Origin of the sequence: Haloferula rosea, from assembly GCF_016595525.1 — a bacterium.
Classification (GTDB): domain Bacteria; phylum Verrucomicrobiota; class Verrucomicrobiia; order Verrucomicrobiales; family Akkermansiaceae; genus Haloferula; species Haloferula rosea.
This window is the reverse complement of the sequence record NZ_JAENII010000003.1, coordinates 271,286-291,331: the sequence shown is the minus strand read 5'-3', so window position 1 is coordinate 291,331 and position 20,046 is coordinate 271,286. Positions and strand designations below refer to the sequence as shown.

The following is a 20,046-nucleotide window of genomic DNA, read 5'->3' as shown; positions in this document are numbered from 1 at the left end:
ATGCGCTCTTTTTGCGAAGGAATGCGGAGTGGGGTACATGCAAAACGGCCGACTGCCCGCAGGGGGCAATCGGCCGTGGAATGAGGATGAGTCAGGTTGCTTACTGACCGTGTGGATTGCCCTGGGGCATCGGGAACGGCATGCCGCCAGCCGGTGGGGCGGGAGCATCCTGGATCTTGGTCAGCTCAAGTTCGAAGACGAGGGCGGTGTTCGGACCGATCTCGGCGGAACGACGCTGTTCTCCGTAAGCGAGCTTGCTGGGGATGAAGAGCTTCCACTTGGCGCCCACCGGCATCATGGAGAGGGCTTCCTTGAAGCCGTCGATGACGTTGAGGTCCATGGGGACCGGCTGACCTTCGGGCGAAGCATCAAACTCGGTGCCGTCGATGAGGGTTCCCTTGTAGTTCACGAGGAACTGCTTGGAAGGTTCGCCTTCCTTGGGTTCGACGTATTTTTCTTCGCCGCCCTTTTCGAGGATCTGGTACTGCAGACCGCTCTCGGTGGTAACGATGCCTTCCTTCTCGGAGTTCGCCTTGAGAAATTCCTCTCCGCTCTTGAGGTTGGCGGCAGCCAGTTCCTCTTCGCGCTTCTGGAGCATGTCACCGAGTGCCTGCATGGCGGCACCGAGGGCTTCTTCGGAGACGGTCGGGTCCTCACCCTTGAAGCCGTCCATGAAGCCCTTGATGAAGGTCTCGATCTCGAGGTCGTCTGCGGTGACGCCGAAGTTGCCGTAGCGCTGACCGAATTCACCGCCGGTGCGGTAACCGAGTCCGTAGGACGAGTCGGTCTTGGTTTTGGCAGGATCGGGTGCTGGGGCGGCTGGCTCGGCTGGAGCAGCGGGGACCTCGATCGGAGGTGTGACCGCCTTGGCCGCCGGTTTTTCCTCGGCGGAACCCTCTTGGGCTGCCGCAGAAAGCGATGCGGCGAGGCTCAGGGCCAGGGCGCCGGGGATGGTGTGTCGTTTCATGTCGCGGGGACGCTAGGGGTGAATTCGGGGAATGACGAATCCTGATTTGGTAATCTTTCGGGTGGGGAAAGCCGGGATCAGGGGGTGATTTTCTTCAATTTGGTGACGCGGCCGGTCTTGTTCCAGTCCTCGACGTAGAGGTTGCCGTCCTTGTCGAAGGAGAGTCCGTGGGGGGCGGTGAAGATGGCCGGGGTCATGTCCTTCGGCTCGATGGGGAACTTCGCCCACTGCTTGCGGTCCGGGTTGTCGCCGAGGAAGGCGAGGGGAGCACCGTTCTTGCCGATGATGGTGACGCGGGCCTCAAGTTCTGCCACGGCGCAGACGTCGCCGAGGATGGAGACGGCACACGGGCGGCGCAGGTTAGTGGCATACTCGCCGATCCAGTTTCCTTCCAGGTCGGTGTGGAAGAGGCGTCGGTTCTCGCGGTCGCAGACGAGCAGGCGGGGCTGGTCGTATCGCAGGTCGACCTTGAGTCCGTGGCTGGTGTTGGTGAGGACCTGTTCGCCCTTGCCGCGTCCGCCGAAGCTCTTGAGGTGCTTTCCGGAGGCGTCGAATTTGTGGATGAACTGGGCACCGTAGCCCATCGAGCAGAAGATCGAGCCGTCCGGAGCGACGGCCACGCTGGTCAGGCCTTTCCACCCGCCCTTGAGGTCGGGGGTGGTCTTGGCGGAAATCTCGAGGAGGAGCTTGCCGTCGGTGTCGATCTTGCAGACGCGCAGTGGGTTCGGGCCGGCGAGCTGAGCGCCGTAGAGGACGGTCTTTCCGTCTTCCTCGGCGATGTCCATGGCGTGGAAGCCCTTGCACTCCGGAGCAATGGATTTTTCCAGGGTGCCGTCGGGTTGATAGACGAGGATGCCGTGATCGGCATCGGTCGAGGCGTAGATCAGGCCGGATTTGTTGTCGACGACCACGCCGCCGTGGGTCGGGCCGACGTTCTTGTCGTCGGGAAGGTCATCCCAGTTGGGGACGGCTTCGTAGGTCCACGCGCCATTGCCGGTGCGCAGCGCGGTTTGCGGTGCGTCGCCGGGTTGGGTGTCGTGGTCGGGGTGGGCGAGCACGAGCGCGGGAAGAAGGCTGAGGAAAAGCGTGGATTTCATCGGCGGAGAGAACGGAGGGAACGGGCCGAAGTTTCAAGGAAATGGTGGGAATTGTTCCCATTGGCGGGGAGATCCCCGTGAAATGGCAGAGGTGCCGGGTGTCTGGTGGAAGCACTGCCATGTTGTGGCGGGCACCGGAGTCTGGTAGAGACAGGACGATGTATCATCAGGAGAGCGCGATCAAACGGAAGCGCAGCGGGCTGACGCTGCTCGTCGTCGCCATTCTCCTTGCAAGCGCGGTGGTGCTTTTCAAGGGAGGGCAGCAGCTTGGAAACGCGGATCAGACAAGGGATGCGGTCCATGTGAATGCCTTGGCGACAGCCATCGAGAATTTTTATGGTGAATACAGTCAGCTCCCGAAGGTCCCGGCCACGCTGGAATCGGATTCGGAATCCGGGATTGCCTTGCTTCGCATCCTGCTGGCGGACGAGCCGGCCGGGTCAAAACCGCAGAACCCAAGGGACATCGTGTTTCTGGCGGTGAGGGAGGCCAAGGGGGATCGAGGTGGAGTTGCGTATGCCTCTGGTGATTCAGATGACATCAAGGGCATGTTTGATTCGCAGGGTCGCCCGTTTCAAGTGGTGGTGAATACGGGTTACACCGACGTGTTCGAATTCGAGCACGCGGGGACCAAGGTGCGATTGCGTGGGAGATTCGCCGCCGTCTTCGCCGCTGGTGAGGACGGGAAGTTGGGGACGAAGGATGATTTGATCTCCTGGTAAAGGCCGAGCGGAGCGGGCGCTCAGCTTCGGCGCCTACGGCTGCTGTTCTTGCGCGTTCCGGTGCGCTTGCTCGCGGTCTTTTTCTTGGCGCCTTTGCTTGTCGTCCTGCCGGATGGCTTTTCCGATCGTCTGCCACGTGGTCGGCGGTCGTCCTTCGGTGAGCTGGTGCGTTTTTCGCCGGCGATGCAGAAGTCGACGAAGCGTCGTTCGTGATTGATGTTGGCAACCTCCATCTTGATCCGCTGTCCCATCTGATACTGGCGGCCACCCGGTCCGGTCAGGCGTGCTTGGCTGGCTTCGAAGCGCCATGGTCCGCCGCCGGGAAGGTCCTCGCGCTTGATGACTCCGCGGGTGGAGATGTCCGTGGCCTCGACCATGAGCCCCATGGCCCGGACTTCCGTGATGAGTCCTTCGAAGACCACGGCCTTGTCGGATTTGATGGTGTCTTCCAAATACTCCAGCAGCTTGATCTGCTTCGATTCGTTCTCGGCATCGGATGAAGCGCGCTCGGTATCGGAAATGTGGCGGGCGAGCTCGGTGAGTTCGGCCTGCGAGGGATTCCGGTCGGCCTGCTTCGGCGGGTTGTCGAGGAAGGGTTGGAGGGCACGGTGCACCACCAGGTCCGCGTAGCGGCGGATCGGTGAGGTGAAGTGGCAGTAGTCGCCCTTCGACAGGCCGTAGTGTCCGAGTGGGTCGGGCGAGTAGGCGGCGCGCTTGAGGGATTTCAGCAGGCCGACCTTGATCGCGTGTTCGTCGGGCTTGCCCTTGGCCGCATCGAGAAGTTTCTGGATGTGTGCCTTGTTGGTGAGGTCGCCGAAGTCGTAGCCGAAAGCCGCGGCGGTCTCGCCGTAGTCCTGGAGGCGGCCGAAGTCGGGGTCCTCGTGGATGCGGTAGATGGCGGGCTTGTTGCGGAGTTTCAGGATGCGCGCGACGTTCTCATTGGCGAGCAGCATGCATTCCTCGATGAGCTGGTGGCTGGCGGTGTGCTCGACATTCTCGATGTGGCTGGCACGGCCGTCCTCGCCGAGCTTCACGCGGATCTCCTTCATTTCCAGATCCAGGGCTCCATCCTTGAACCGGCGGGCGCGGACCTTCGATGCCATGTTCCAGGCTTCGCGCACCATCTCCTCGAGTCCGGGATAGGATCCCTTCGGGGGCTTGCCTCCATCGAGGATGGTTTGTGCCTGTTCGTAGGAAAGCTTGGCCTGCGAGTGGATCACGGCATTGCAGAACCGGCTCTTGATGACCTTGCCCTGACGGTTCACTTCCATCACGGCGCACTTGGTCAGGCGGTCGACGTCGGGCTTGAGCGAACAGAGTCCGTTCGAAAGCTCGACGGGGAGCATCGGGATGACGCGGTCGACGAGGTAGGTCGAGTTGCCCCGCTTGGCGGCTTCGACGTCGAGTGGAGTACGAGGTTTGACGTAGTGAGAGACGTCGGCGATGTGCACGGCGAGCTTCCATCCGTTCTTGGTCTTCTCGACCCAGATGGCGTCGTCGTGGTCCTTGGCGTCGGCGGGGTCGATGGTGATGACCAGTCGGTCCCGCCAGTCCTCGCGCTTCTTGACTTCCTCCGGGTCGACTTCGTCGGGGATCGCGCGGGCGGCATCGAGGACGTCATCGGGGAAGGACGTGCGGATGCCGTTGCGGTGAATGATGGACATGATGTCCACGCCGGCGTCTCCGGGCCAGCCGAGGACTTCGATCACGCGGCCATGGGGCGTCTTGTGCTGCCAGTTCTCGATCTGGACGACGACGATCTGGCCCTGCCGGGCGGTGCTGTCACCGATGAGCTCGATGCTTCCCTCGTAGGCGGAGTCGTCGGCCTTCACCCAGCCCTTCTTCCCGCCGCCCTGATAGATGCCGACGAGTTTCCCGGAGCGTCGCTCGAGGATCTTTTCGACGATGGCGTGGGTTTCCGGTTCTTCGTCTTCGGGGATGCCGCCGGTCTGGCGGTTGCGGCGGAATTGATTCGGGCTGATCTTGGGTTCGCGCAGCGAGACGAGGACGCGGTCGCCGTCGAGCGCATTGCCGGTATCCCGTCGCGGTGTGAAGATGCGCGACAGTTTCTCGAGGTCGTGGCCGGTGGCGACGTTTTCGGGGTTGGCGGCATCGGGGAAGAACCAGGCGTGTCCGTTCGGTTGGAACTTGATGGAGCCGCGGAGCTGGCCGGCTTCGGTTTCGGTGGATTCGTAGCGGCCTTTCCTGCCGGCGACGATGAGTCCTTCTTCTTCGAGTTGTTGGAGGGTTTTCCGGAGCTTGGGACGGTCGTTGGATGGGATCTCCAGTCGGCGTGCGAGCTCGGACTTGTTGAGGGACGTGTAGTCCGGTTGGCTCATGAGTTTGAGCAAACGGTCACGCAGGGATGCGGATGGCATATCAAATGATGATGAATTGTGGGTAAGGGGACAACGCAAATGAAAGTCCATGCGAAGACCGGAAATCGACCGGGTTCGGTAACGCCAAAGGGAGGCGTGGACGGACACACTTGGGTCCATGGGAAGAGCCGGACTGGATCGTCTGCTAGACGCTCTGGCATCGGCTGAACTGGCGGCAAGCTAGCGGGTCTCCGGGGAACTGCAAGGCGGAAGTCGAGCGTGCGATGCGACGGTTTTCCCGGAACCCTGACACGAAAAGGCCCCACATCCCGCGGTGGGAGGTGGGGCCGGTGAGTGAATTGGTGGTGTGGCTTACTCTTCTGCCGCGGCCTCCTCTTCCGGCTCTTCCGCTTCGGAAGGGATCTCGGGTTCAGCGTCCTTTGCCTGTTCGGCGATCTTGGCCACGTCGGCTGCGGGGAGAACGACCGGGGTGAGCTTGGTGTTTGAACCACTCAGGTTTCCTGCCGGTTTGCGCACGACGGTGATGCCGAGCAGCTTGCCGTTTGAGAGGAAGATGGGGGAGCCGATGGCGTCGGCATTCACGCGGTAGAAGGTGCGTGGCTTGGTGGTGATCCCGGAGATCTCGGAGGTGATCACCGAGGGTTCGCGGTTCATGGAATCGTCGAGCCGACCGAGGCCGATGCAGTCGTCGAGCAGCGATCCCTTGGCGGAGTTCGCGAGGTCGATGGCCTTGATTTCCACGCCGTCGGCTTCGTCGCTGTCCATCCGCAGCTTCACGAATCCGAGACCGAGATCGGTGTCCTTGAGGACGAGATCGGCGGGGATTTCGGTGCCATCGGGCATGATGACCTTGATCTCCTTCACTTCCGACTTGGCCTTCAACTTGATGGGGCCCATCGGGCTGTTGACGGTTTGGCCGTCGACGAGGGATGACTGATCGAGCTGGGCTAGGGCGGTGACGATGAGGCCGTCCTTGCTGATGAAGGTGCCGGTGGTCTCGGTGGTCGTTTCCCGGTCCTGGGCGGACAACTGCGCCTTGAGTTGGGCAGGGGCATCGCCATCGACGGACATGGAGGTCTTGGCGATCACATTGAGCCAGACCACGGAGTCGGCATGGGTTTCGTGGAGCTGGGTGGCGGTGGCGTGGAGTTCGCCGGTCGCTGCCTGCGCCGGGGCGCATGCGATGAGGGCGGGAGCGAGGAATCGGAGCATGGTGCTGTGGATGTTCATGATGAAAGTGAGGCTTGGTCGGGATGAGTTGGTGGATTACCAACGAGGTTCGAGTTCGAGGAATAGGGTGCGCGGTCCGCGTTGGACGAAGAGCACGATGCTGCGGGGTTGGGACTTGCGGAAGCTCAGCAGAGTCTCCTTGAGCTTGTCGAGCGACGGGACGGCCTCGTGGTTGATTTCGAGGACGATGTCGCCGGCGATCAAGCCGCCCAGTGCGGCCCAGCCATTGGCTTCGACCTTCTCGATGAGGACGCCGGATTCCGGTAGGGAAGCGAGGCGGCGCTGGCTGTCGGAAAGGCTGCTGGCGGTGAATTCGAAGCGGTCGTCCTTGAAGTCGGCCGGTCCGCTGTCGGGGTCGGGGCGGGCTTCGAGTTGGACGGTGAGCTTCATGGGTTCGCCGTCACGGATGAGGTCGAATTCAATCTCGGCATCCGTCGGGTAGCTGCGGATGAGTTCGGGCAGGACGCCCTGATCTTCCGGGCGGCGGGCAGGGATGACGCGGCCATCGAGCTTGAGAAGGAGGTCGCCCGGCTTGAGGCCGGCGCGTCCGGCGGGGGACTCGTCGGCGACCGAGGTGAGGCGGACGCCGCGCTTTCCTTTGACTCCGAGTGCCTTGGCGAGGTCATCGGTGATGACCTGGGCGGTGGAGCCGAGCCATGGTTTGTCGGCGGTGCGTGGACGCTGCGATTCGAGTTCCGGGCCGACTTCGATGACGGTGGCAAGCGACTCCGGTCCGCGCTCGAACTCGACGAGGACGGGGGCGGGCTCCGAGAGTTCGGAGGTGAACCTGTCGGTGAATGCCTCGAAGGCGGCCACGGTTTCGATCGCTTCGCCGTTCAGTTTGCGAATGATGTCATCCGGGCGGAGTGGTGGTTTGCCTTGTCCGGAGGGCCCGGCATTCTTCACCGAGTCGATCAGGACGCCGTGGGTGTCGTCACGTCGGCGTTCCAATGCGGAAACCTTGGTCAGGTTGCGCAGGGTGAGTCCCCAGCTGCGGGCCTCGGATTCCTTGGCGAGGGTGGGTTCGCGGAGCTCGGTGGTGAGGGTCCACGATTTGGCTTCTCCCCGGCGCAGTCCTTTGAGCGTCACCTCGGTGCCCGGGTCGGTCTCGAGGACCATGGCATTGAAGACCGGGAGGTCTTCCGGGGCGTGGCAGTCCGGGACTTCCTCGCCATTGTAGTGGGTGATGTAGTCTCCGGCTTCGATGCCAGCTTCGTCAGCGGGGCTGCCGCTCCAGACGGCGGCGACGAGGGCGCCCTTGCCATCGCCGCCCCGGCGGAGCAGCGGTTGGGGTTCGAGCCCGATCCACGACCGGGTGATTTCACCGTGCTCGATGAGTTCGGCGGCCACGGATTTGGCGAGATTCGACGGAATGGCGCCTCCGAGCGAGGCGATGCCGACCTCGTTCACGCCGATGATTTCACCGGCAAGGTTCACGAGGGGGCCACCGGAGTTGCCGCCGAAGATGACGGCGTCGTGCCCGATCCAGCGGACGAGTTCGCCGACCCGTTCGCCATCCAGTTTCATGGAGATCTGATTGCGAGGGACGATCATGGCGGTGTTTGCCACGATGCCGCGGGTGATCGACTGGGACAGCCCGCCGGGGCAGCCCATGGCGAGGACGACGTCGCCGACCTGAAGCGCGTCCGAGTCTCCGAAGGTGGCGACGGCCAGTGGTTCCTCAGGATTGCGGCGGGTGGAAAGGTCGAGCTTGATGACGGCGAGGTCGGACAGGGCGTCGGTGCCGACGAGAGTGGCGTCGACTTCTTCCCGATTGGACAGCGTGCAGAGGAAGCGGGTGCCACGGCCAGCGACGTGGTGATTGGTCAGGACGTAGCCATCGGCAGAGATGATGGCACCGCTGCCACTACCTTGCTGTTTCTTCATCCGGCCGCCGGATCCCTCTTCCATCACCACGTGGATGCGGACGAGGGTGGGGAACATGCGTTCGATGGCGGGACGAATGTCGATCTGGTCGGTTCCGGCGGAACTTTCAGCGGAGATCGGGCCGCAGCTCAGGGCCAGTGCAGCGAACGGGATGAAAATGCGTTTCATGGTTTCTTTCGTCGGCCTTAGCGGTGGTTCGGGTGGGTTTCGTGGAACAATTCCTCGGGATTTTCCGCGGGCGGCAGCGAGTTGGCGGTGATTGTGGGGCGCTGGGGACTTGCGGGCTCCCGATTTTCGGGTTTAGTTTGTCCATCGAACGTGTGGTGCCGTGGGCCCACCCGCCGTGCAAAACCATCCATTGGAACCATGAAAATCGACAATAAAACCCGTCGTCCGTCCGGCTTCACGCTGATTGAGCTCCTCGTTGTGATCACCATCGTGGCCGTGCTTGCGGCCATGAGCTTCGCTGGTGTGAATGCCGCGCTGAAAAAGGCGCGCAAGACCGAAGGCACCGTGGCCGCTGCTGCTCTCTCCGATGCGGTGGAGCGCTTCTACAGCGAATACAACCGCTTGCCTGACCTGCCGGAGAACATGCAGACCGATGCCGGTCCGGGTGTGCAACTCCTGACGATCCTGCTCGGCGACGAAGGAACCGGATCCGACAGTGAGAACCCTCGCCAGGTGGTGTTCCTCGAAGCGAAGGAAGCCAAGGCGAAGAAGGGTGGCATCGACTACGGTTCAGGCAGTGGCGGTTCGGCCCAAGGGATGTATGACCCGTTTGGCAATCCCTTCAACGTGGTGCTGAATACCAACTACGACGACACGCTGAGCTTCAGCTACGGTGGCAAGCAGTACAATCTCCGGGGCCGCAATGTGGCGGTTTACAGCGCCGGTGCGGACCAGGAAGAGGGCACGGTGGACGACATCACGACCTTCCAACGCTGATCGTTGATTCTCGTTTTTCGAAAGGCCCCGGTGCGCATCGCGTGCCGGGGCTTTTTCATTGGGTGTCTCAGCGAAACAGGGTTTCAACGCCCATGGCGGACTTGCGCAGGAATTTGGGCAGCACCTTGGGGTTTGAGGTCTTGATGAGGCGGAACATCATTCCGAGGAGATTCAGGGTGAAGACCTGATCGATCCATCGATAGCCACGCTGACGCCGGAGGAGCAGGCTGGAAAGCCAGCCGAGGGTGCGCCGCTTGAGTTTGAAGGGCTGGAAGGAGAGCTTGATGCGGTAGCGCGAGCGGACTTCGCGCGGCCATGCCCGTTTGTAGCCGCTTTTGGCGGATCGGATGCGGTCGAGGAGGGCTTCGTCGTAGGGGAGGAAATAGTAGCGCCGCGCCAGTCGGACGAGGTTGCAGAAGTCCCTCCAGTGCTCGATGTCGGTCGCGGGGAGTCCAGCGGTGCGGGCGAGTTCGATCATGCGGGGGAAGAGCGAGTAGGCGGCTTCACCGCTGCGCAGGGCGCGTTCGGGGTCCGTCACGAAATGGCGCATCAGCTTCCGGGCCGCATGGTTGATGAACAGGCAATCCCAGTAAATGTGCAGGATGGGAGGGATGCGGACCCGGCGGAAGAACAGCTTCTGCCGGGCGAACTCCTCGATGTAGATCAGGTCGCGATAGATCGTTTCCGCGTGGCGCAGCAGTTCAGCCACGGCGTCGGCCTTGTCCGGCGGGAACATCGAGCTCAGGGCGCTTTCCACGCTCGCCCGATCGCGGAAGATGCGGATGGCGAGCTGCACGTTGATCCTGACCCAGCTGTCGTCTCCGGCCTCTTCGAGAAAGGGAAGGCGGCGGAAGCGGTGCCAGCCACCGGTCTGGCACCAGACGGACATGCCGATGAGATTGCCGGACTCCTCCAGCTCGCGAGCGAAGCGTTCGCAATCGGGGCCGATCGGGGCCGGGCATTCGCCGGCGCCTTCGTATTCGCGGCGGGCCTGGAGTTCGATGATGGTGGGCTGGGAGATGCGGAAGAACGCGCGGTTGAGGGGGAGGAAGCGGAAGAAGTCGCTCTCTCCATGTTTCATGGAGACGATGAAACGCGGTGAGTCGATGCCTTCGAGTGCCCGGGCAAGCGTCTGCCGGTGCCAGATCAGGTCCCCGATGGGGTAGGCGCCGACCGTCCAGGTCCGCAGGATGAGATCGCGTTCCTTTTCCTCAAACACCGGGAGGAGGCGTCGGAGCATGGCGTGGGTCTGCTGCGGCGAGGTCAGGTGGAGTCGGGTGTGGATCGGGTCCTTCACATCCACTCCATCGCTTTCCCCGATGCGGAGGATGAGTCCGCTGAGCTCGGGGAAGTCGGTGAGCAGGCGGTCGACGAGGTCGAGGAAGTAGAGTTCGAGGGCTTCCCGGTCATCGCCGATGGCGGCGTCGATGGCGGGGGTGAGGGGGATGATGTCCGAGGTGAGGTAGATTTTCAGGTCGAACTCGTGGAGGATGGCAAAAAGCTGAGTGAACTCCTCGCGGAAGACCTCGATCCTCGCGGCGATCTCGGGTTCGTGCAGCGGGTGGGGTGCCAGGTGGGCCAGATCGTCGAGGGTGACGGCGTTGTAGCCCATGGCGCTGACTTCCGCGGCGAATCGGCGCAGATCGTGACGAATCCGGGCCCATTGGGTGCGGCGCGTTTCGCCTGTGGTGGCGAGGTGGGTGAATGGGATCTTCGACCAATTGATGCGCCGTTTTCCGTAGCCTCGGAAAAACGGACCGATGGCATCGATCAGGAACAGGCGCAGCGGCATGCTGAGGAAGGGAGCCTATGCCTGATTTCATGGGAACTCCGGGATCATGGCAGGATCGTCACCTTGCGTCCTTTGTTCGCCGAGGCTTGGTGAGTGAGAAGAAACGTGCTTTTTTAACGGTGACCGGAGCGCAGACTGCTTATCGTTGAACCAACCCCATGACGCATTCCCCTTGTCCAGAGGATCGCCAGCCTTGTGGCTTCAGCCTGATTGAATTGATCGCCGTGGTGACGATCTCGATTCTTCTGCTGGCAGTCGGGGTCAGCTTGTTCCGGAACAACCGGGCCGAGGCGGTGCAAACCTCGACGGAGCAGGTGTCCGCGCTCATCGAGCAGGGCCGCACCTCGGCGATCACGCGTCGTCGGCCGGTGGCGATGGTTTTCCTCAAGCCGGGGGATGGCGGCTTCAGCGACGAAATGTCCCGCGTCGGGCTGTTCGAGCTCGAGGGTTGGGAGGATGGCGAGGAACTCGTGGGTCGCCAGCTCCAGCGTTGGGCGGTTTTGCCCGCTGGGGTCGCTTTTTTCGGGGGGGATGTGGATCAATTGGACAACGTGTTTGATCAGTCGGACATTCGCCTCACGTGGAAGGACGGCGACGAAGCAGGCGAGTTTCCCGGGTTGGTGTTTTCTGCCCGTGGTGGGCTTCTGGCCCCGGCGGGTTCGGAGTCGGTGGTGATTTCGCTGGGAAGTGGGGTGTATCAGGGGAATCAGACGGTGGAGGCCTCGGGTGGTGGCCGCAGGGCGATCCGGATTGGTCGCGTCGTGGCCCGAGCATGGAATCTGGACGTATGAAGAGGACCCGAGCCCGCAAGCGACTGCCCGGCGTTTCGATGATCGAAACCGTCGTGGCGATGGGCGTGCTGGCGGTCGCCGTGCCTCTGGCTCTGGCGGCGATGAGCAAGGCCGGCTCGGTGGGAAGTGCGGCGCGCGCGGAAACACGGGCTCCTGCGATTGCGGAACGTTGTTTGATGGAGGTGAAGGCGGCTCGGCGCGGGGAGTCCGCGGTGCTGCCGACCTTGGAGCCTGCGGTATCCTTTCCCGGCGCCGGCCAGGTTCTGGTGCTTGGGTTCTCGCGCGATGGGCAGCTTCTTGGGACACTGGATCAGTCGAGTTTCGAGGGAGGAATGCGGGAAACCATTGATGGAGAAGACGTGAACTACGTGGCCAGCATCTCGGGGCGGTTCGATGATCCCGGGGTCACCGTGACGGTCCGGGTCGAGCACCCGGCGGTCCGCGAACGGAGTCAGCGCTCAGGGGTGAGCTTTCACACGAAACTGCCATGAGAGTTCGTTCCCCCCATGGATTCACGCTGGTGGAGATGATGGTCTCGATGGGGATCGGAACCATCGTGCTGCTGCTGGCGGTGACCAGCCTGAGATCCACGGGAGATGGCTACAATCAAAGCACCAACAGCATGGCTGCCGAGCGCGAGGCGAGGGCGGTCCTGACGATCGCGGCGGAGGATTTGTCGAAGGCGGTGACGGGGCGGGAAATGGTTTTCGGTGGCGGTGACACGGGATGGCGGAAGGATCGGCTTGGATTTCTCTGCCTGCAGCCGGCGGACGCCCAATCGGCGGACGATCGGGTGGGTGACCTGTGCGCGGTGGTTTATTATCTGAAGGATCTGCAGATGGGGCGTGATCCGGTGCGCTGCCTGATGCGGGGATTCCGCGACAGCAAGGAGACTTTTGATGCGCTTCGTGCGGGCACGGTGGCATCGCTCTACGAGCCCGCGGAGGTGGACGAGCCGGTGGCGTTCGGTGTGCTGGGTTTCGAGGCCGATCCCTTGCTGCGTGAAACCGGGGGCGAATGGGGGGCGTGGACGCGAGCCGCGGACCCGGAGTGGGACGGTCCTGACGCGGTCCGTTTGAGACTTGTGGTGGCGCGACGCGAGCTGATGGGTAAATTGCGGAATGCCGGTGATTGGGATTCAAGCCCCCTCCTTGGAAATCCAGAGGATGCGGAGGATTCTCCGGACCTCGAAGTCTACGAAGTCGTGAACGCTTTTTCGCATGAATCATAGTCGACAGAGATACCCACGCCGAGGATTCACGCTGGCGGTGGTGCTGGTCGTGATGGCCGCGATCCTGCTGCTGGCGGTGGGCGTGCTCGCCGTGGTCGGCATCGAGCGCAAGACGGCGCGGTCGTACATCGACTCGAAGCGCGCGGAGTGGATTGCGCGGGCCGGCATGGAGGATGTCAGGGCGCGATTGGGCGAGCAGACGGCGAATGATGATTACCTGATCGTCAGTCAGCCCGGTGAAGTGGACGCGGGCAGCACGCTCGATCCCTTGGACTACCTTTTTCTCGTCCGTGGCAGCGGAGGCGGCGACGACGTTGAGTATGAACTGCAACCACTCTTCAGCAGTCCGCTGGAACGGCGGACGGTCACGGATTTGAGCGCTTTGCCTCCGGTCACTGATTGGTCCGAGCCCACCTCCGCCGGGGAGATGGAGGTCCGGCCTTGGTCGGAGTCCGCCCGCATTGCGTGGATCCCGGTGGAGGATGATGCGGGCAAGGTGGTGGGACGCTATGGATTCTGGGTTGAGGACCTGCAGGCCAGGCTGGACGCCTCGCAGGCGGGTGGTGACGGACGCGTCGAGTGGCCGTTTCCTGCTCCGGGGGTGAGTGACGAGGAAGGGGATGAAGAAGCCGTGGTGAGCTTCCATGCGCTGGACCCTTCGAGAACCGGCGATGAAGAATCCAGCGAACTCGATTCACTGCTCGACGGGGGGCGTGAGGTACTGGTGTCGCCTGAATCCGCGGTGGCTGCCTTGGGGCGTGAGCCGGGCTTGGATCGCGATGATCAAGGACGACTGGAAGACCCGATGGCCGATGTGGTGGAGCGCTCGGTGGTGGCAGGGCTGCGGTCGTATGAAGAATTGCCGATCGTTCCCTTCTCGGCCGGGATTGATGAGGCTCTCACCGGGGAGCCGAAGCTGAACCTGAATGAACTGCTCGGGATGGAACGAGATCGGGCGGTGGATGAGTTCGCCCGGCATGTGGAACAAGGGCTGCCCGAGTTCGACGAGAGGGGTGGGGGCTTCCCCGATGACTACCTGCGGACCCTGGCTGCGGGGGCCTTGGACTATGCCGACACGGATGACACGCCCACCCTTGGCGGCTCTTACCGAGGGCTCGATGCCTACCCGCTGTTGAGCGAGATTTTCCTGCGCATTGGATACAACGGTCTGGAATTCAAGGATGGCCGGAAGTACATGAAATGGGAGTTTCAGGTCTTCACCGAGTTCTGGAACATGACCAGCGAGTCGGTCAGCGGACTTTGTCAGGTCAGCTACGAGAATGGTCTGGGACCAACGGGGATCGGGGTGATTCCCCAGGGACGTCGCTTCGACGATCCATCCCTGCTGGACGATCCGATCCAATCGACCCACAACCTCGAGAAGAAGGACGGGAAGTACTGGAGTCCTAGTCTCAATGTCTCGCTCGAGCCTGACGAGTATGGGGTCTTCCTCATGGCGACGGTGGAGTATTCGCTCGACGTGGGCCCGATCTCCGGGCCCGGCAGTGAGTTCATCAAGACCTTCGCATTGAGTGAACCGCTCGGAGCGGCGGGGATGTCCCTGCGCTGGAACGACGACGAGGTGGCCCGTGTCGAGCGGATCGTGCGCAGTCCCCAGAATCTCACATTCTATGCCACTCGCCAGAGTGTCGCGGTGGAGGCGGCCATTCCAGGGCACAGTTACGGCCCCTACGGCGATTTTGTGAACAACATGGGGGACCCTCGGATCGCCCACTACATCCGCAACGAAGCGGCCGGTGAGAACGCTTACCCGGAGAATGCCAGCCCCGGACGAAGGAACGTCCGGCGTGGGACGATCTACGACAGGGACTCGTCGACGAAGCCCAGACACTACGGGCGGGTGCTTCCGAGTGAATGGCCGGATGGCGGGCACAACTCGATGGTGGGATCATGGAATCCGGGGAGTGATGAGAGGTCGCTCCCGACCGACAGCCGACTGATTGGGAATCTGCCGGCGCCGGAACGGGAGAATGCGGTGCAGCGACTTTCGCAGCAGGGCCGCTTTTATTCCGCGGCGGAGCTGGGCCGGGTTTTCGACCCGGTGATGTGGCAGCCGGCTTATGCGGATTTGCCCAACCGTTCCGGTAGCGGTCGTCTGGACACCAAGACCTTGCTGGACAGCAGTCCAAGAATGCCGACCTCGCGGACCACATGGCCGGAGGTCACGGCGGCGAGCGTGCCGAGTGCGGATTACGGTGGCGGCAACACGCTGCGGATCGGGCGGACTGAGCACCAGCGGTTCCGCAATGAGGAGCAGCATGCAGTGAGACTCCTTGATCTCTTCCATGCGGGCAAATCGACCTTGCAGGAAGAGGAGGAACGGGAGTCGCCATTGGTGACCGTCGATGGTCATGTGAATCTGAATACGGCCTCGGAAGACGCGATCCGCGCGTTGGTGGCAGGGAACCTGAGGCAGGATCCGAAGATCGGCCGGGTGCTGAGCTCGAGCCACTCAAACATGCCGTGGATGGCACCGCGGACGGTGCAGTCGGATGTTGGAACGCCCGCCCGTGAGAAGGCGGCCGACTTGATTGCGGAAGCCATCATTGCCGAGAGGCCCTTCGATTCAGCCTACGCCCTGGCGATGGTGGAGGACGAGCAGGAGCGCTCCATCTGGGGGAATGAGGAGCTGTTCGATCTCGGCAGCAAGCTTCGTTGGACGGATGCGGCGGCGGAGGAGTTGTTCGCGCGTCTCTGGGAGTCGTCGACCTTGCGGTCACGCAACTTCCGCGTGTGGGTGATCGGACAGTCCATCGCTCCCACGGATGCGACCGGCACGGCCTGGCGGGACACGCCGACGGTGCTTGCGGAGTCCCGCAAGGTGTTCTCCCTGTTCGCGGATCCGGGCGAGCGTGATGCGGATGGAAGGATCCGCGAAAACAGGGTTGATGTCGAAATACTCTATGAAAACGATTTCTAGATGGGTTGCCGTGCTTCTGTGCTTTGGGTCGCTGGCCAGCGCGCAGGAAGGAGAGAAGAAGGTGGGTTTCATCCGCCTGATCCACGCTCTCGCCCCCGGAGAGGGGAAGCTGTCCCTTTTGCTGAATGGCGTGGATGTTTATCCGTCGGGCTATCAGTTGGGAAATGCTACGGGCGGCATCGGAGTGGATGCCGGACGCTGCAAGGTCGTGATCCGTCGTGACGGAGTGACGGAAGGCACGACGACGGTCGATGTGGAGGTCGGGGAAACCACTACGGTGATTCCCTTCGCGGAACGCATTCCTGCAACGGATGATGAACCGGCGCATTGGCAGATCCGCATTCTCCGGCTGAAGCAGACCAAGAAGCAGGAAGGTCGGGTCGCCACCTTCGTCTCGGTGAGTGCCCAGCCCGAGCTTGCGGTCGAGATGCGGGAGCCGGAGGGCGGTTGGACCAAGCAGTTCGTGAAACGCTTCGGTACGGCGAATCTACCGATGAACTACCCGGAGGGCTATGTGCCGCTCAGGGTGGGGGACCAGAAGCTCAGTCCCATCCCGGTCATGGATGAGGGGACCTATGTGGTGGTGCTTTTCGATGACGAGGAAGGCAAGGTGTCATCCATCAGTTTCCGCGACTTCATGCACCTGACGGCGGAGTGATTTGGTTCAGAGGCGTTGTCTGAATCGTGTCGCTTCGGCTTGAGCTGCAGGGTTTCCTGAAGAGCGAGCTGCGATGATTGCGCGATCGGCGGCCGCTCGTGCCTCCGCCGGATTGCCCGCAGCTTGCGATGCCCTGGCCATGCCGAGCAGGTCATCGACGACCTTGTCGGGTCGTCCTTGCTTGCGGTCGAGTTCGAGGGCCGAGGTGAATGCTTGATGGGCGGCCGACGGGTCGCCCATGGGGATGAGGGCTCGGCCGATGATGCGGTGGGAGTCGGCGACTTCACGGCGGTGGTCGGATCGTTGGTTGGCTTTGAGGCCCTGCCTGGCTTTGGTGAGAGCGCTTGCTGCGTTTCCGTCTTCGAGGTCGAGCCTTGCTTCGAGGTTGAGGAAGCGGCCCCGCTGTTTGCGGCCGGCGGGTCCGTAGTTCTGGAGGGTGGAAGTCAGTGCCCGTCGTGCTGCAGCCGTGTTTCCCGCGTCCGCATGGAGGTAGGCCCGCATCCAGCCAGCTTCGAGCAGCAGCTCGTTCAGATCGCGACTCGATGGGGAATTTTCGCCTGAGGAACGCAGGGTGAGCATGTAGCGATCGATGGCATCGAGGCAGTCCGCCGCGTCCGCTGGGCTGCCGTGGGCTTCGCTGACCACGGCGAGGTTGATCAGGTCGCGGATGATGCCCTCCGGATGGTCGACCGACCGGTGAATCTCAAGAGCGCGCCCATAGGCTTTTCTGGAGTCATCCAATCGGCCTTCCCGATAGGCTTCGTTGCCGTCGCGTGAGTGACTGCGAGCTTCCGCCAGAACCGTGGGTTCCTGCTCGGTGGTGGCACAGCCTGCGAAGAGGAAGGCGGCGCTCACGAGGGCGGGAAGGGAGAAGGTTTTCATGGGATCAATCATCGCTTCCGGTTTGCAGGACCTGGTCGCTGCCGTCGCTGACGCCTTGGCGAACCGGCCACATGCGGCGAACCGAGTCCATGACGTCGTCGGCCTTGTCGGCGGCATCGGCACCCTTGTGGACCATCTTGGGAATGTCGCCCGAGCTTTCCTTCACGACCTGGTTCAGGTTCTCGATCATCTCGTTGGCGGAAACGAAGAGCTTGCGGGCTTCTCCTGCGGTTTCATCGAGGGTGACTGCTCCGCTTTGCAGGCTGTCGATGAGCGGTTCGACTTTCCGGTTCACGGTGGCGGCGGTTTCATTGAACTGGCTGATTCCCGCCATCAGTCCGTGGTCCTCCGAGCGCAGGTCGCTGGCCAGTTGATCGATTTCGCTGAGGGCGTGCTGGAGTGACTTGAGGCTGGAGACGAGATGTCCCTCGTCGCTCCTCAGGTCGGTGATCAGGCCATTGGCTTGGTCGAGGGTGGAGTCGAGTCGCCCGGCCGTGTCCGGAAGTGACTCAGCCAGGGTGGCCAGACTGGTGAGGATGGGAGTGAACTTCTTTTCCAGTGACTCGACGAATTCGTCGATGGTCTTGCCGCGCGAAAAGGTGATGCGCGAGTCTGGTGCCAGTGGGGGCGCCCCGCTGTGCTCGGTGGGGAGCCAGAGTTCGATGAAGTGGTCGCCAATGAGGTTCTCGCCACGGAGTTTGGCGATCGTTTCGCCCCTGACGTAGTCGGTGTATTCGTCGAAGATCTCCAGGTCGACCTTCACCTGCCGGTTCGCCTTGAGGGAGATGCTCTTCACCCTGCCGATGCGGAAGCCACTCAAGCGGACCGCCATCCCCGGTTGGAGGCTCTCGCTGGTTTCGGCGAGCATCCAGTAGGGTTTCACGGAGCGGAACCACTCCTGCTTGAAGGCGGCGAAGCCCGTGATCGCAGCGAGGACGAGGATCAACAGGGCGACAAAGGTCTTCGAACGGAGCTCCACAAGGTGGAATCTGGGATCGGAGTCTTTCAGAAAGCGGGTCATGATGACGGTTCAAGGGTGAGGGTTTGAATGGGCTGCCATGCGGACAACTCCGAGAGATCAGGGTGCTGGTTCCTGAGGCAGGTGAGCAGGATGCCAGAGTCCGGATGCATGGCTCCGAGCCAGTTGAGGAAGTGGATGAGGCGTCCGGTTTGTGAGGGGTCGAGCTCGGCAAAGATCTGTTCGCCGAGGAGAAGCCGGAAGCCGGTCAGGTGGCAGCGGACGAGTCCGCAGATGACGCGCTCGAAGCGACTCAGTCCGTCGGCACTGAGGCGGAGTCGTGAGTGGACCCAGGCTGCGTCGAACCCGGCGGCATCGAACGCCTGGAGGATGGAATTTTCGAGTTCCTCCTCGGCAAGTCGGGCGTGGGGATCACCGTCGGCTTGCAGAGGCAGCAGGAGGTTCTCGAAAACCTTGAGGTTCGAGATCATGCCGGAGTCTCCCGCGGCGTAGCCGATGTGCCGTGAGCGAGCCTTCCAGTCCCCGGAATCGGCTGCGGGGTCGCCGATTCCTGCAAGCTGGATGGTGCCGGTGAGGCTGGGTTCCAGTCCACCGACAAGATCGATGAATTCATCGAAGGTGTGGGGGTCATCCCCGTGGACGATGGCTCCCGTGCCAGCCTGGATTGAGCAGCTGAAGGGTTGGAACAACTGCCCGTCGAGCTGACGAATCCTGAGGACTTCAGTGGATGCCGTGACGGTCATGAGCGGATGAGGTAGATGGAGGCGAAGAGCAAGTCGGCGAGCAGGAGGAGGATGAAGCTTCTCAGCACCGAGAGTTCAGCGGCTTGGGGGATCCAGGCAGGCTGTGCGGGCACGTGGATTCCGGTCGAGCAGGCGACGCTGGCGATGATGAGCCCGAAGCTGACGTTCTTGGAGAGACCGATGAGGATGTCGGAAAGGGCGATCTGTTGGAACAGCGCGGAGTAGTAGGGCAGGAGCCGCATTTCGACGAAGAGCGAGGCGAAGGCGGGGCCCACGCCGGTGGCGACGAGTTGGAACAACAGGGTCAGGGCGGGAACGGCGATGCAGCAGCCGACCACACGGGGAACGATGAGGTAGTCACCGGGATCGATCCCGAGCCGATAGAGGCTGCGGATTTCTCCGCGCACCTTCATCGCGGCGATTTCGGTCGCCATGGCCGATCCGCTCCGGCCGAGCACGATGAAGGCGGTGAGGAGTGGTGCGAATTCTCGTAGCACGACGACCTGCATCATCTTCACATTGAGCTCCACGCCGCTGCCGAGCAGCGACCGCATCTGGGAGACGAGCCCGATGCCCACCGCCAGACCGGCAATGGTCACCGGCAGCAGGGCCTGAATGCCGGTGAAGAGGACCTGCTTGTGGAAGACGCGCTGGGTGGCTGGAAAGCGAAGGACGCCGATGCGGGCGAATGCATGTGCCGCAACCCCGGTTGTCAGCTGGAAGAACTCCAGAAACGGTCTGATCAGCCGGGACTCAGGGTGGAGCGGGGCTTGCATGGTGCGGCACGGGTGAGAGGGGAACTCCCGCGTGCGCTCTGGAAGGAGGTCCGTACCGGGATGGCG

Annotated in this window: 17 protein-coding genes; 7 read left to right on the top strand and 10 right to left on the bottom strand. The window is 62.6% G+C overall.

Features of this window, described 5'->3' with window-relative positions; translation table 11 throughout:
* Nucleotides 1–100: 100 nt before the first annotated feature.
* Nucleotides 101–967, bottom strand: coding sequence for an FKBP-type peptidyl-prolyl cis-trans isomerase N-terminal domain-containing protein (locus JIN81_RS05715; protein ID WP_200277527.1), 867 nt, complete (start codon nt 965–967; stop codon nt 101–103).
* Nucleotides 968–1,044: 77 nt separating this feature from the next.
* Entirely contained in the window at nt 1,045–2,064 is a 1,020-nt protein-coding gene (locus tag JIN81_RS05710) for an NHL repeat-containing protein (protein ID WP_200277526.1), read from the bottom strand.
* Between the two features lie 158 nt (nt 2,065–2,222).
* Between JIN81_RS05710 and JIN81_RS05705 the strand changes: the two genes are divergently transcribed.
* Nucleotides 2,223–2,786, top strand: coding sequence for a hypothetical protein (locus JIN81_RS05705; RefSeq protein WP_234044508.1), 564 nt, complete (start codon nt 2,223–2,225; stop codon nt 2,784–2,786).
* 20 nt (nt 2,787–2,806) lie between these two features.
* Here JIN81_RS05705 and rnr read toward each other — a convergent pair whose 3' ends face one another.
* The 3 genes from rnr to JIN81_RS05690 form a co-directional block, all read right to left on the bottom strand.
* The gene (rnr, locus tag JIN81_RS05700) at nt 2,807–5,164 is read right to left on the bottom strand and encodes a ribonuclease R (RefSeq protein WP_200277524.1); all 2,358 of its coding nucleotides are present in this window, start codon (nt 5,162–5,164) and stop codon (nt 2,807–2,809) included.
* A 312-nt stretch (nt 5,165–5,476) separates the two neighbouring features.
* Nucleotides 5,477–6,355, bottom strand: a complete 879-nt coding sequence (locus JIN81_RS05695; RefSeq protein ID WP_200277515.1) for a S1 family peptidase — start codon at nt 6,353–6,355, stop codon at nt 5,477–5,479.
* 36 nt (nt 6,356–6,391) lie between these two features.
* Nucleotides 6,392–8,410, bottom strand: coding sequence for a PDZ domain-containing protein (locus JIN81_RS05690; protein WP_200277514.1), 2,019 nt, complete (start codon nt 8,408–8,410; stop codon nt 6,392–6,394).
* 198 nt (nt 8,411–8,608) lie between these two features.
* On the opposite strand from JIN81_RS05690, the gene JIN81_RS05685 reads away from it, so the two are divergent.
* Complete coding sequence (locus JIN81_RS05685; RefSeq protein WP_200277513.1) at nt 8,609–9,187, top strand: prepilin-type N-terminal cleavage/methylation domain-containing protein; 579 nt, start codon at nt 8,609–8,611, stop codon at nt 9,185–9,187.
* Nucleotides 9,188–9,254: 67 nt separating this feature from the next.
* On the opposite strand, the gene JIN81_RS05680 is transcribed toward JIN81_RS05685, so the two are convergent.
* On the bottom strand, nt 9,255–10,979 hold the full coding sequence (locus tag JIN81_RS05680; protein WP_200277512.1) for a hypothetical protein: 1,725 nt from the start codon (nt 10,977–10,979) through the stop codon (nt 9,255–9,257).
* A gap of 158 nt (nt 10,980–11,137) precedes the next feature.
* Here JIN81_RS05680 and JIN81_RS05675 point away from each other — a divergent pair, with 158 nt between their 5' ends.
* The 5 genes from JIN81_RS05675 to JIN81_RS05655 are packed head-to-tail and all read left to right on the top strand — an operon-like array spanning nt 11,138 to nt 16,600.
* Nucleotides 11,138–11,770 (top strand): pilus assembly FimT family protein, encoded by a 633-nt coding sequence (locus JIN81_RS05675; protein WP_200277511.1) that lies wholly within the window; start codon nt 11,138–11,140, stop codon nt 11,768–11,770.
* The gene (locus JIN81_RS05670; RefSeq protein WP_200277510.1) at nt 11,767–12,261 is read left to right on the top strand and encodes a hypothetical protein; all 495 of its coding nucleotides are present in this window, start codon (nt 11,767–11,769) and stop codon (nt 12,259–12,261) included. Before JIN81_RS05675 ends, JIN81_RS05670 begins: the two co-directional genes overlap by 4 nt.
* Complete coding sequence (locus JIN81_RS05665; RefSeq protein WP_200277509.1) at nt 12,258–13,001, top strand: PilW family protein; 744 nt, start codon at nt 12,258–12,260, stop codon at nt 12,999–13,001. Before JIN81_RS05670 ends, JIN81_RS05665 begins: the two co-directional genes overlap by 4 nt.
* Entirely contained in the window at nt 12,991–15,942 is a 2,952-nt protein-coding gene (locus JIN81_RS05660) for a type IV pilus modification PilV family protein (protein ID WP_200277508.1), read from the top strand. The genes JIN81_RS05665 and JIN81_RS05660 overlap by 11 nt, the downstream gene beginning before the upstream one ends.
* Nucleotides 15,926–16,600, top strand: coding sequence for a hypothetical protein (locus JIN81_RS05655; RefSeq protein ID WP_200277507.1), 675 nt, complete (start codon nt 15,926–15,928; stop codon nt 16,598–16,600). The genes JIN81_RS05660 and JIN81_RS05655 overlap by 17 nt, the downstream gene beginning before the upstream one ends.
* Before the next feature lie 6 nt (nt 16,601–16,606).
* On the opposite strand, the gene JIN81_RS05650 is transcribed toward JIN81_RS05655, so the two are convergent.
* From JIN81_RS05650 to JIN81_RS05635, 4 genes are read right to left on the bottom strand one after another with little or no spacing between them, the layout of a single operon-like run.
* Nucleotides 16,607–17,482, bottom strand: coding sequence for a hypothetical protein (locus JIN81_RS05650; protein WP_200277505.1), 876 nt, complete (start codon nt 17,480–17,482; stop codon nt 16,607–16,609).
* Between the two features lie 4 nt (nt 17,483–17,486).
* Nucleotides 17,487–18,503 carry an MlaD family protein gene (locus tag JIN81_RS05645; protein ID WP_200277503.1) on the bottom strand — a complete coding sequence of 339 codons (1,017 nt, stop codon included), beginning with the start codon at nt 18,501–18,503 and terminating at the stop codon, nt 17,487–17,489.
* Entirely contained in the window at nt 18,500–19,204 is a 705-nt protein-coding gene (locus JIN81_RS05640) for a P-loop NTPase family protein (protein ID WP_200277501.1), read from the bottom strand. The genes JIN81_RS05645 and JIN81_RS05640 overlap by 4 nt, the downstream gene beginning before the upstream one ends.
* The gene (locus tag JIN81_RS05635; protein ID WP_200277499.1) at nt 19,201–19,980 is read right to left on the bottom strand and encodes an MlaE family ABC transporter permease; all 780 of its coding nucleotides are present in this window, start codon (nt 19,978–19,980) and stop codon (nt 19,201–19,203) included. Before JIN81_RS05635 ends, JIN81_RS05640 begins: the two co-directional genes overlap by 4 nt.
* Nucleotides 19,981–20,046 lie beyond the last annotated feature (66 nt).

What these genes read in the sequence shown, in the direction of transcription:
- JIN81_RS05675 (WP_200277511.1), top strand. Translation starts at nt 11,138, where the DNA reads ATGACGCATTCCCCTTGTCCAGAGGATCGCCAGCCTTGTGGCTTCAGC.
- JIN81_RS05710 (WP_200277526.1), bottom strand. Translation starts at nt 2,064, where the DNA reads ATGAAATCCACGCTTTTCCTCAGCCTTCTTCCCGCGCTCGTGCTCGCC.
- JIN81_RS05715 (WP_200277527.1), bottom strand. Translation starts at nt 967, where the DNA reads ATGAAACGACACACCATCCCCGGCGCCCTGGCCCTGAGCCTCGCCGCA.
- JIN81_RS05635 (WP_200277499.1), bottom strand. Translation starts at nt 19,980, where the DNA reads ATGCAAGCCCCGCTCCACCCTGAGTCCCGGCTGATCAGACCGTTTCTG.
- JIN81_RS05660 (WP_200277508.1), top strand. Translation starts at nt 12,991, where the DNA reads ATGAATCATAGTCGACAGAGATACCCACGCCGAGGATTCACGCTGGCG.
- JIN81_RS05680 (WP_200277512.1), bottom strand. Translation starts at nt 10,979, where the DNA reads ATGCCGCTGCGCCTGTTCCTGATCGATGCCATCGGTCCGTTTTTCCGA.
- JIN81_RS05695 (WP_200277515.1), bottom strand. Translation starts at nt 6,355, where the DNA reads ATGAACATCCACAGCACCATGCTCCGATTCCTCGCTCCCGCCCTCATC.
- JIN81_RS05655 (WP_200277507.1), top strand. Translation starts at nt 15,926, where the DNA reads ATGAAAACGATTTCTAGATGGGTTGCCGTGCTTCTGTGCTTTGGGTCG.
- rnr (WP_200277524.1), bottom strand. Translation starts at nt 5,164, where the DNA reads ATGCCATCCGCATCCCTGCGTGACCGTTTGCTCAAACTCATGAGCCAA.
- JIN81_RS05650 (WP_200277505.1), bottom strand. Translation starts at nt 17,482, where the DNA reads ATGAAAACCTTCTCCCTTCCCGCCCTCGTGAGCGCCGCCTTCCTCTTC.
- JIN81_RS05640 (WP_200277501.1), bottom strand. Translation starts at nt 19,204, where the DNA reads ATGACCGTCACGGCATCCACTGAAGTCCTCAGGATTCGTCAGCTCGAC.
- JIN81_RS05690 (WP_200277514.1), bottom strand. Translation starts at nt 8,410, where the DNA reads ATGAAACGCATTTTCATCCCGTTCGCTGCACTGGCCCTGAGCTGCGGC.
- JIN81_RS05645 (WP_200277503.1), bottom strand. Translation starts at nt 18,503, where the DNA reads ATGACCCGCTTTCTGAAAGACTCCGATCCCAGATTCCACCTTGTGGAG.
- JIN81_RS05685 (WP_200277513.1), top strand. Translation starts at nt 8,609, where the DNA reads ATGAAAATCGACAATAAAACCCGTCGTCCGTCCGGCTTCACGCTGATT.
- JIN81_RS05670 (WP_200277510.1), top strand. Translation starts at nt 11,767, where the DNA reads ATGAAGAGGACCCGAGCCCGCAAGCGACTGCCCGGCGTTTCGATGATC.
- JIN81_RS05705 (WP_234044508.1), top strand. Translation starts at nt 2,223, where the DNA reads ATGTATCATCAGGAGAGCGCGATCAAACGGAAGCGCAGCGGGCTGACG.
- JIN81_RS05665 (WP_200277509.1), top strand. Translation starts at nt 12,258, where the DNA reads ATGAGAGTTCGTTCCCCCCATGGATTCACGCTGGTGGAGATGATGGTC.